At 69.2% G+C, this 9988-nt stretch carries 12 protein-coding genes; 6 read left to right on the top strand and 6 right to left on the bottom strand.

From position 1 onward, the window contains the following. The first annotated feature begins 433 nt into the window (after positions 1-433). Positions 434-1672, top strand: coding sequence for an MFS transporter (locus ACSDR0_RS14565; RefSeq protein WP_435289315.1), 1239 nt, complete (start codon positions 434-436; stop codon positions 1670-1672). 234 nt (positions 1673-1906) lie between these two features. On the opposite strand, the gene ACSDR0_RS14560 is transcribed toward ACSDR0_RS14565, so the two are convergent. From ACSDR0_RS14560 to ACSDR0_RS14550, 3 genes are all read right to left on the bottom strand, one after another. Continuing rightward, on the bottom strand, positions 1907-2578 hold the full coding sequence (locus ACSDR0_RS14560) for a hypothetical protein (RefSeq protein WP_435289314.1): 672 nt from the start codon (positions 2576-2578) through the stop codon (positions 1907-1909). A gap of 749 nt (positions 2579-3327) precedes the next feature. Continuing rightward, positions 3328-3822 (bottom strand): NUDIX domain-containing protein, encoded by a 495-nt coding sequence (locus ACSDR0_RS14555; RefSeq protein WP_435289320.1) that lies wholly within the window; start codon positions 3820-3822, stop codon positions 3328-3330. Positions 3823-4524: 702 nt separating this feature from the next. Beyond that, positions 4525-4971: a Dps family protein gene (locus tag ACSDR0_RS14550; protein WP_435289313.1), complete on the bottom strand. Its 447-nt coding sequence runs from the start codon at positions 4969-4971 to the stop codon at positions 4525-4527. Positions 4972-5132: 161 nt separating this feature from the next. Between ACSDR0_RS14550 and ACSDR0_RS14545 the strand changes: the two genes are divergently transcribed. The 3 genes from ACSDR0_RS14545 to ACSDR0_RS14535 are packed head-to-tail and all read left to right on the top strand — an operon-like array spanning position 5133 to position 6454. Further along, the gene (locus ACSDR0_RS14545; protein ID WP_435289312.1) at positions 5133-5462 is read left to right on the top strand and encodes a helix-turn-helix domain-containing protein; all 330 of its coding nucleotides are present in this window, start codon (positions 5133-5135) and stop codon (positions 5460-5462) included. A 1-nt stretch (position 5463) separates the two neighbouring features. Then, positions 5464-5886, top strand: coding sequence for a hypothetical protein (locus tag ACSDR0_RS14540; RefSeq protein ID WP_435289311.1), 423 nt, complete (start codon positions 5464-5466; stop codon positions 5884-5886). Then, positions 5810-6454, top strand: coding sequence for a helix-turn-helix domain-containing protein (locus ACSDR0_RS14535; protein WP_435289310.1), 645 nt, complete (start codon positions 5810-5812; stop codon positions 6452-6454). The genes ACSDR0_RS14540 and ACSDR0_RS14535 overlap by 77 nt, the downstream gene beginning before the upstream one ends. Positions 6455-6687: 233 nt before the next feature. Here the strand turns inward: ACSDR0_RS14535 and ACSDR0_RS14530 are convergent, their stop codons facing one another. After that, a complete protein-coding gene (locus ACSDR0_RS14530) occupies positions 6688-7128 on the bottom strand; it encodes an ester cyclase (RefSeq protein ID WP_435289309.1) in 441 nt (146 codons plus the stop codon). A 419-nt stretch (positions 7129-7547) separates the two neighbouring features. On the opposite strand from ACSDR0_RS14530, the gene ACSDR0_RS14525 reads away from it, so the two are divergent. Both ACSDR0_RS14525 and ACSDR0_RS14520 read left to right on the top strand, forming a co-directional pair. Beyond that, complete coding sequence (locus tag ACSDR0_RS14525; RefSeq protein ID WP_435289308.1) at positions 7548-7895, top strand: aldo/keto reductase; 348 nt, start codon at positions 7548-7550, stop codon at positions 7893-7895. Between the two features lie 14 nt (positions 7896-7909). Continuing rightward, positions 7910-8326: an SRPBCC family protein gene (locus ACSDR0_RS14520; RefSeq protein ID WP_435289307.1), complete on the top strand. Its 417-nt coding sequence runs from the start codon at positions 7910-7912 to the stop codon at positions 8324-8326. Positions 8327-8477: 151 nt separating this feature from the next. Here ACSDR0_RS14520 and ACSDR0_RS14515 read toward each other — a convergent pair whose 3' ends face one another. Together ACSDR0_RS14515 and ACSDR0_RS14510 are read right to left on the bottom strand one after the other, a co-directional pair. Beyond that, on the bottom strand, positions 8478-8921 hold the full coding sequence (locus ACSDR0_RS14515) for an SRPBCC family protein (RefSeq protein WP_435289306.1): 444 nt from the start codon (positions 8919-8921) through the stop codon (positions 8478-8480). Positions 8922-9344: 423 nt separating this feature from the next. After that, positions 9345-9947, bottom strand: a complete 603-nt coding sequence (locus ACSDR0_RS14510; protein WP_435289305.1) for a hypothetical protein — start codon at positions 9945-9947, stop codon at positions 9345-9347. Between the last annotated feature and the right edge of the window lie 41 nt (positions 9948-9988).

Genomic DNA, 9988 nt, shown 5'->3' with positions numbered 1-9988 from the left:
GCATACCGAACACGACGACGGCAGATCACTAGGTGGGCAGGCACCAGCTCGGACCGGTCTGGGGATAGGCATCCAGCGCCCTCGCCAAGTCAGGCTCTGCAACTGGCGCCTGCTCACAACATGCGATTAGCCGCCAACTAGCGGCGCGGTCCTGTTCTAGGAAGTCCCGAGCTGGGGTTTCGCCTCTCAGCCGTGCGTGTTCTCGGAGGTCATGGCCGTCTCCACTTCCGAGAGCACGATCTTCTCGGAAGTCCCGTGACCTGCGCAGATCAGCTCACCTTGGGGCTGGGGACACATTCGGGAGGAGGACGCCATCACCGACCGCTGCGGGCTCGGCCGGAGGTAGTCGTGAAGCACCACCACAGGTCGGCCGGTGATCAGTCAGCTGGAGGTACGTCATGAAGGTCGGCTACAAGACGGCCGGAGGCGCGTTATGAAGCCCCATCCATTACGCGGCCGGGCGCTCTTCCTGCTCTGGCTGGCGAGTTTCTGCACCGAGGCCACACGGTGGGCCCTGCTCATCGCCCTCCCCCTGTACGCGTTGTCGATCACCGGGTCGGCGCTCGTCACCTCCACGGTCGCCATGGTCGGGCTGCTGCCGAGTCTGCTGCTCACCCCGCTGGCCGGCATCCTGGCCGACCGCTGGAACCGCTCCCGCTTCATGGCGAGCCTGACGATCGCCCGAGCGCTCCTGCTCCTCCCCCTGCTGCTCGTCCACAACGGTGACCGCCTCTGGATCGTCTATGTCGTCGTGGCCGCCGAAGCGGGGCTCACCGCGATGTTCGAGTCGGTGAAGAACGCCATGGTGCCGTCCGTGGTCGACGAGGATCAGCTCGTCACCGCGAACGCGGCCATCAGCCTCAACAGCAACCTGGGCCGCCTGGTCGGCAGCCCGGTCGGCGGGGTCGTCCTGGCCTGGGCGGGGCTGCCGGGGGTGGTCGTCGCGTCGGTCGCGCCGCTGGTCGTGACCGTGCTGTTGGTGCTCGCGCTGCCGGGCGCGAAGATCCGGACGGTCCGGGCGGAGGATCCGGTGGTGTTCTGGCAAGGTGCGTCGGCGGGGTTGCGGCTGATCCGGCGCAGCCCGGTGTTGCGGGCCGTCGCGGTGGTGCTGGGATTGCTGGCGCTCGCGCAAGGGCTGTTCGTGATCCTGTTCCTGCTGTTCGTCACCGGGCCGCTCGGCGCGGGTGAGTCGGAGGCGGGGCTGCTGCGCGGGGTGCAGGCGGTGGGCGGGCTGCTCGGTGGTGCGCTGACCGGATATCTGGCCCGAAAACTCGACGTGCGCCGTCTGACGGCCTTCAGCCTGCTCGCGTTCGGGCTGGTCAGCCTGGCCATCTGGAACTCCCCGGCGCTGACGACCGCGATCTGGTTCTACGCGGGGCTGTTCACGCTGAGCGGGGCGCCCTCGGTCTGGGTGATGGCCGGGTGGTTGTCGGTGGCGCAGCAGGCGACCCCGGATGAGTTGCGCGGGCGAGTGATGAGCGCGATGTTCGCGCTGTCGGACGGGTTGCAGGCGCTCGGGCTGATGCTGGCGGGTGTGCTGGCGGGGCTGCTGCCGATGCCGGTGCTGCTCAACGGGCAGGCGGTGGTGTTCTTCCTGGCGGCGTTGCTGTTCTGGCGGATGCTGGCGGTGCCGGAGCCCCGGTTGGCACGCTCGTCGGATACAAGCCGGTGAAGCAGTCCAGGTCAGCGACTTTTACTCGGAGGCGGTTGGTGCTGGGTCGTTTCAACTTCCCCGTACGCGTGAGAGGGAAGTACTTTCGTTCTTCCCTGCACACCCTGCACACGTGTCCTCAGCCGGGGGCGGGCCCGTGGAAGCTGGGGATTGCGTGAATTTGGGATCGGTATTTGACGTGATCGGCGCCCCCGTCGCCCGCCTGCGCGGCGGTTTACCTCGGAGGGCGGAAGGTCAGAACATCACGGCGCGCCGGGCGATCACGAGCCACACCGCGATCGGCGGGCCGAGCACCGCAATCACCACGTACAGGTTGAAGCGTTCCTCATTGTCATCGGAGATGGACTTCTCGCGAGACCACGTGTATGCCGTGAACCCGGTTGACGCGCTGCTGATCAGGAGCGCCACCACCGCGAACCACAGGCTGACAGACAGCTGCATGCGTCCCATGGGTGTCGTGTAGTCCTTGGCCAGGTCGTCGTACCCGAAAATCCAGCCGAGGGCGGAGAGGATCATCAGGCCCCCGACCCACGGCGCGATGTAGGGCAGGACAGGGATGATGTCGCGCGCGTAGTTCGCAACCGGGGTGTCGGGCGGCGAGGAGGGGCGCGCTTCCTCTGCCTGCGGATCCCCGACCTGCGGATCGGGGATCGGATGGGACTCTGGGGCGCGGTGCTGATGGGGCGCTGCGGGCGGCGGTTCGGCGGGGGCGTCGTGGGGCGGCTGTGCAGGGCCGGGGGAAGGCGCCGGCTCGACGATCGTGGCGCGCGAAGGCGACGGGGGAGGCGAGTTCTCGGCCGGGCCCGTCCGTTGGGGCGTCGCCTGGTTGCGTGAATGACGTAGCTGCAGCCAGGCGAGGTAGACCTGTGCAACACCGATTGCGATCGTGACAACCAAACTGATCATGGCTAAGTCCACCGCGCCAGCGTGCCGCCGATCTCGGGGCATCGCAAGCGGGACGGTTTGACGTGGAACGAGCGGCGGCCATGCCGCTGCCCAACTCTGCCCTGCGCCACCTCTTCGTCCCGCTGGGGATGCGGACAGGCCCGCCCCGCCGTACTCGTCCGTACGGGCCAGGTCCAGGCCATGCCAGGTGCGCGCGTAGTTGGGGTTCCGGACTGGTGGGCTCGCCGAAAATCCAACGGATATACCCCTGACCTGTTCGGATGTGAGGGCGTCGTATGGCTGGTGTGCCGGTTGGTGGGTGCGGCGGGCTGGGCTGAAGATGCCGCTGACCTCGCCGGAGTGCTCCACGTCGACGCTGGCGAAGCGATATCCGTTGGATTTTCCGCTGTTGCTACCGGGCCCCCTGGCAGCATGCCGGGCGCGTTGACCCGCTCCTGCTGAACCTCCAAGACGCCGGTGAAAAGGTCGCTTGGGTCGGCTGCGGCGAGCCGGCCCGTACTCGCCGGGGATGAGCGGCTTGGGGCTTCATGTCGAGCCGGTAGGCCACGTTCTCGGCCCGCGGCCCGCGGGACAGGGAAGCGGTCAGGCGCACGGCGTCGGCGATCGGGTCCGTCTCGAGCAGGGTGTTCTCGGTCGTGAGGTGCTGGGCTTGGCAGGTCGCGAGCGCGGTCATTCGGTTGGCCGCAGAATGCTCGCGCCGGGCGGTGTAGCGACTGATGACCGGTGCTTGGTCCGGGAGGTCCGGCCGCTCAGCTCGCCGGGTAGCCGTCCTCCAGGTAGGCCACCGTGCCGTCGGCCAAGGCTCGCAGGGCGGCGGCGACCTGCCGGCCCAGCGGCGCCGGCACCCACCGCGCCACCTGGTCCGGGTCGACGAACTCCCAGTCGGCCAACTCGTCGGCCGGTAGCCGGATCGCGGAGATCTGCGCGGGGTCGAGCACGCCGCCGTCGTACAGGAGGATCAGCCCGTCCGGCCAGCCGGGCCGGGCCGGGATCCAGTCGACCGTCAGCACGCGGCCCACCGGCCGATCCAGGCCGAGTTCCTCGGCCACCTCCCGCCGGCACGCGGCCAGGGGAGACTCACCGGCGTCGACGGCCCCGCCGGGCACCTCCCACTGCGGTTTGTAGACCGGATCGACCAGCAACACCGCCCCCGCCGCATCGCGGATCAACGCACCCGCGGCCATCCACTTTCGCGCCAGCGACGCCGCGTACGGATCCAGCGGCACCGCGGTCGGCTCCTGCATCGTCACAGATGTGACCGTAGCCCGCCGCCCCGCCCGTGGCCAGGATCAGGAGGGACGCGGGGGCCGAGCCCGTCTGGACCGTCGCACCCCGGATGAGGCGACGGTCTCGCCCCAGTCGTAGGTGGTCATATAGGGGTGGCACACGAGCGTGGACATGGGGCCGATGCCCCGGAGCAGACCGCTCCTCGACGATGCTCACATGAGCGTGACCGTCTTCGGCCTGTCGCCTGCGGAGCTCTCGGCCTTGGTGGCCGCCGTCGTGCTGGTGTCGGCCCGCTGGCTGCCGCCCGGCGCTGGCTGGTGCGGCGGTCCTCGCGGTGTCCACGGTCGCGCTAGTCATGGTCGGGATCGGCTGGCAGCTCATCCTCGCAGGCGGGGCCATCGCGCTGGCGTTCGCCGTCTCCCCGCTGCTGAGATGGCGTGGCGGGCGCGGCGGTGGCAGGCCATGCCGGGATCGGCAGCTTACCTGACCCTGATCCTCGAGGGCGCGGCTGCGGCGTGGGCGCTGCCCATGCCGGTGTTCCCGGAACCGCCGGGCTCCTTGGGGCGGCGAACGTCACCGGTTGGTAGCGCTATTGGTTGTTCGGTTGTTCCCCAAGGCTGGTCTACGCCGAATCCAACATCTGGCACGCCCTGGACCAGCCCGCCTTCCGACATCAACCTGTCTGATCACGCTCTGCTACTGAAATGTAACGGCACCCTTCATTGCTGGGCGCGGGCGAGCCATTGCTGCTTCTGCAAGTCCCGGCACAGACCGGTAAGGAGATCGGCGGTCACCGGGTCGAGGGTGGGGTCGCCCAGCCGCGACGCCGCGGCTGCGGCGACGCGTCCCAGGCCGGCGTCCATGGCGGTGAGTGCCTCGCCGGTGGTGAGCACGCCGCAGGGCAGAGACTGCAGGGTGTTGCGTTCGCTCAACGTCTTGCTGCTGGCGTCCGGCCAGCCGCCCAGGGTGGCCATGCGTTCGGCCAGTGTGTCGGTGTGGGCCCGCAGGGTGTCCGCAAGCCCGTCGAGCCACTGGTGTACGGGCAGGAACGTCGCGCCGCGGACGTTCCAGTGTGCCTGCTTGGCCTGAGAGGTCAGCTCGGCGACGTCGATGAGCACCTCCTGCATCGCGACGATCGCCAGGTTGTCGAACTGAGTGGTGGTCATGCGTTTGCGTCCTTGCCTTACGGCATGACGCCGACCGGCTGGAATCCGGCGCGGGAGCCGTTGACGTCGGCCAGGCGACCCTCGCTCTTGTCCGCGCTCTCATCGCCTCCGTCATCACCGCCGACCGCACCCGCCGCGCAATCGCCGACGAGACGCTTCTGGTGCGGGTCCTGGCCTACATCCGGGCTCACCTGGCCGACCCGGACCTCACCCCGGCCCGGATCGCCGCCGTCCACAACATCTCCCTGCGTTCCCTCTACCGGTTATGCGAGGAGGGTGGCCTCAGCCTCGAACAGTGGATCATCCGCCGCCGCCTTGACGGCGCCCGCCGCGACCTGACCGCCCCCGAACACGCCCACCGCACCATCGACGCCATCGCCCGCGCCTGGGGATTCACCAGCCCAGCCCACTTCACCCGCAGATTCCGCCACGCCTACGGAACTGCCCCGCGCGCCTGGCGCGCTACTGCGGCGCCGACCACCGGAGACTGACATGCTCCTGCTCGACACCGACGACCTCCCCCTCGGCGACCGGGTCGACGCCTTCTACGCTGTGGCGACCGCCGAGGCCGGCACCTGCGGCATCGAGCACGAGCTCGACGCGGGCCACGGGTTCCGCAAGCGCATCGCCGCCTGGCGCTTCGGCCCGGTCACGCTGTTCCGCAACCAGGGGTCGGGCATGCGGTACTGGCAGACTCCCATCTGCGCCAGGACTCCTGGAACACCGTCTCGGTCCTCACTCAGCCCCACGGGCGGGGCGGCTTCGGCTGGAACGGCCAGCAGCGCAACCTCACCGCTCGCGATCTCGCCATCGCCAGCAAATCCACCGGCCCCTGGGAATGCCGCTGGTCCGGCACCGGCCAGAGCCTGGGCCTCATGCTGGACGCCGACCTGCTCGGCCTGCCCGACCACCTGATCCGCACCGCGATCGCCCGCACCCCCACAGCGACATCACCCCCCTCCTGCTCTCGCACCTGCACAGCCTCAACGCCGATGCCGACCGCCTGGCCGCCGAACCCGGTGCCGCCGCCCTCGGCGACACCGTCCTCGCCCTCCTGCGTGCCCTCATCGCCTCTACCACTGCCGACTCCGCTCGGCACGATGTCGCAGAACAGACCCTCTTCACCCGGATCCTGGCCTACATCCGGGCTCACCTGGCCGACCCCTACCTGACCCCCACGCAGATCGCCGCCACCCACAACCTCACCCTCCCCGCCTTCCGCCGGCTCTGCGACGACAACCACATCGACCTCGAGCAGTGGATCGCCCACCTCCGTCTCGACGGCGCCCGCCGCGACCTGACCGCGCCCGAACACGCCCACCGCACCATCGACGCCATCGCCCGCGCCTGGGGATTCACCAGCCCAGCCCACTTCACCCGCAGATTCCGCCACGCCTACGGAACCACTCCTCGCGCATTCCGCCGCTCCTGTGATCACGACCAGAGCTCTATCTCAAGAACTGGCCGAGCACCACCGACATGAAGCCGTCGGGACCATCCCCGCAGGCGCGGGGCCGACGCCACACCCCGGAAAGTCGCAGCCTGGTCAATCGGACCATCCCCGCAGGCGCCTGCGGGGATGGTCCCTGGGAGGTGGTCCCGATGACCCACCACGTGGAGTGCGTGGCCCTGCTGGTCAGCGAGACCATCTAGGCCCTGACCCGGGAAAACGCGCAAAGAACCCACGCGTGGCCGGCCCGGCGATGAGCGTGTGACCTACGTGGCGGAGTGATCAAGCTCGGTCAAGCCGAAGCCGAGCTGGCTGTACAGCTCCAGCTGATCGTAGTATTCCCGTTGCGCAACGATCATGCCGTTTTCGACATGGTACGCACATGAAGTGCGGATGGTGATGCGACGTCCGGTTCCTTCCACCTCACGCCCGTCAGGCAGAAGAAAAGGCCCCGTGTGGGTGCCGATGACCGTCCATTCCGTGACCACGGGATCGCCGCAGGCGACTTCGAGCCACGCCGTCTTGTGAAAGTCCGGGAAGCCCTTGAAGAACTGCTCGTAGAACCAGGCGATCTGCTCATGCCCTTCTGCCACGCCCATCGGCGTGACGAGAACAGCGTCCGGTCTGTAGTACTGGAGCACTTGGTGCAGATCGTGAGCGTTGATCGCTTCGGACAACCGGTTTTTGAGCTCCCAGGGTTCAGGCATGGAAGTGGTCCTTCGCTGATGCGGAACGAGGCATCGGGCTCGCCAAGGGCTCCGAGGTCATCGGGATGACAGATGTGGCGGCGCTGAGGCGGCATCAAGTCGGGGCCGGCAGCCTCGGCGGCGTTCCTTCAAGGCTATCCAGCATGGGGTCAGTCACTGATCCGGATGGCGTTGTATATACGTCACAAAAAGTGTCGCGGTTTCCCGACCGGCCCATAGAGCTGCCAGCAAGGCAAAGGGTGCGATCCCCCTCTGATCACCATCCTCGCCGTCGCCGGGATCATCTGCGTTTTCACCCCCGACGCTCCCGCCCCGCGGCCGCCGGCTCGGCGGCCACGCCCTCCTCGGGGGTGCCGGCCGGGGGAGAGGTCCGGATCCCGTACTCGGAGGAGACGTTGCGGTGAAAGTGGTTCCATCGCATGGTGTCGGTCCGGGTCCACCAGAACGAGGTGAGCGCGACCGGTGAGCTCCCGGTTGCGGCTGCCGGCGGCACCCACTTCGAGTACCAGGACGCGTCCCCCGCCATCCTCGCGAAGGTCGAGCGCATCACCGCCCTGGCCGAGCGGCACGGTATCGGCGTCAAGGCCGCCGCCCTGCAGTTCAGCCTCGCTCACCCGGCCGTCGTGGCCGTCATCCCCGGCTCCTCACATCCAGAGCGCATCGCCGAAGACCTCGCCGCGCTGGACGAGCACGTCCCCGCCGCGTTCTGGACCGCCCTGCGCGAGGAAAAACTGATCGCCCCCGACGCTCCCGTGCCCACCGGCTGATCGAGGAGATCATCATGGCCACCGCCACCGCGACGATCGACCTGCCCGCCTCGCCCGACCAGGTCTGGCGGCTCATCGGCGGCTTCGGCTCGCTGCCCGACTGGCTGCCGTTCATCCCTGCCGGCGATCTGGACGAAGGCGGCCGCGTCCGGCATCTCACCACAGCGGACGGTAAGACGATCGTCGAACGCCTGGAGCATTTCGACGACCAGGCCCGCAGCTACACCTACACCATCGTCCAGGCGCCCTTCCCGGTCGGCGACTACCACTCCATCATCGCGGTGCGCGAAGGCGCCGATGCCGGCCACGCGCGGGTGGAATGGTCGGGCACCTTCACCCCGAAGGGCGTCACCGACGAAGAGGCCGTCGAACTGTTTTGTGGCATCTACACCGGCGGCCTCGCCGCGCTCGAACAGACCCTCGGCACCTGAACGCTGCTCACGCAGGCTCCAAGCCGGGTACGGCGCCGCGAACCGTGGAGGTTCGCGGAGGTTCCTGGCCTGTGGGGTCGTGCGGCGCGGCCGGGGCCGGAACGGCTGGGAGACGACGCCGGGCTCTGCGCCGCGACGGCTCCGTGGCCGTTCACAGCATGGTCGCGGCGCGCCCGGCGAGGATGTCCCCGCGGGCGAGCTGCACCTCGCGGGCCTTGCGGGCCGCGTACCACAGCAGCGGCCGCACCGTCGCGTGCACCCTCAGCACGTCCTCGACCTCGGTCCCCTCGCCGTCCGCGGTCAGCCTGTACCGGAAGCCGAGCCGCACCCCGCCGGGGCTGTCCACCTCGCCCTCGACCGCCTCGCCGGTGGCGCGTAACGTCACCTCGATCAGGTTGTCGTATTTCACGAAGCCGAAGAAGTGGAACCGCTCCACCGACACGAACCGGGACTCGCCGGACGCCTGGCGCACGTCGCGCACCGCCACCACGAGCGGTGACAGGCCGACATGGCTTGAGGGCTCACTGAGGTGCGCGAGCACCGCGGACGGCGGGGCAGGGACATGGAAGACGTTGCGGAGCGTGGTCTGCGGCATGGTTCACCTCATGGTCGTCGAAGGATGCGACCGGTACGTCGACATCGCGCGGTCATGATCACCGGGAAGGTCGTACCCACCGGGACATCGGCCCGTACGAGTACGCCGGTCCGGCGCTGGAAGGGGTGACGACGACTGATCGCGTTCCCCGGCCGTACCGGGCCTCGGTGGCGATGTCAGAGGCCCGGCACGCTACCGGCCTGATGTCCCTCTGACCCGATGGGCGCGGTCGATCTACCGGTGGCCGCCCTTGTGGAACCGGCCACGCACCGCTGCCGCCGCCGCGCCGCCAAGACATTCGCTCGTCCGCTTGCAGGCGTTCATCATGATCCTTTTCTGGGTGGTCGGCGCCCGGCCGGTGGCCAGGTCGTGCGGGAAGCCTCCGGTCGTGGCCGGCGGGCGCGCTGCCGGCTGCGACGGATCCTACGCGGGGCCTGGTCGGATCGCCCGGCCGCCGCCGAACGCCTTCACCCGGCAGTCGTCCTGGATCTTCTCGATGTCGACGTCAGGTCCGGGGACGCTCTCGTACCGCCAGCTGATCGTGTTCGGGTCCGAGCCGGTGGGCGGGACGAGGTGAACGTCGAACCCGTGATCCCGCAGGCATCCGGCCTCGATCCGGACGCTCTCGGCGTAGTGCGGGTTCTGTTTGGGGTCGAGTTCCGGCGGCAGCAGCGGCCGCAGGCTCTCGCACGCCCGCCGCGCGGCCTTCTCTGCCTTCTCGGGCCAGATGCCCTTGCTCGGCATGCCGTGCTCTTTCAGGCAGGTGGCGTAGGCCAGGCGATATTTCCGGACCTCGGCGGCGGTGCTGTCCAGGCGCAGCTGGGATCGGGCCGGGGGCTTCGCCGCGGTCGGCGCCTCACTCGGCGCGCTGCTGGGGGCGGGGGCCGCGGAGGCCGCGGCGATGCCGCCGGTGGCGGCCGACGCGGCACCGCAGGCGGCGAGCAGGCCGCAGGCCAGGGCCGCGACGGCGAGCTTCACGGGGGTCGGAGCCGGGGCGGCGATGAGGCGATCGGTGGAATGTCTCATGCCGGAGAAGAATGGCCGGGCGATGTCAGGAAGTTGTCAGG

Source organism: Streptosporangium sp. G11, assembly GCF_051192615.1.
GTDB lineage: Bacteria > Actinomycetota > Actinomycetes > Streptosporangiales > Streptosporangiaceae > Streptosporangium.
This window is presented reverse-complemented; position numbering and strand designations above follow the sequence as displayed.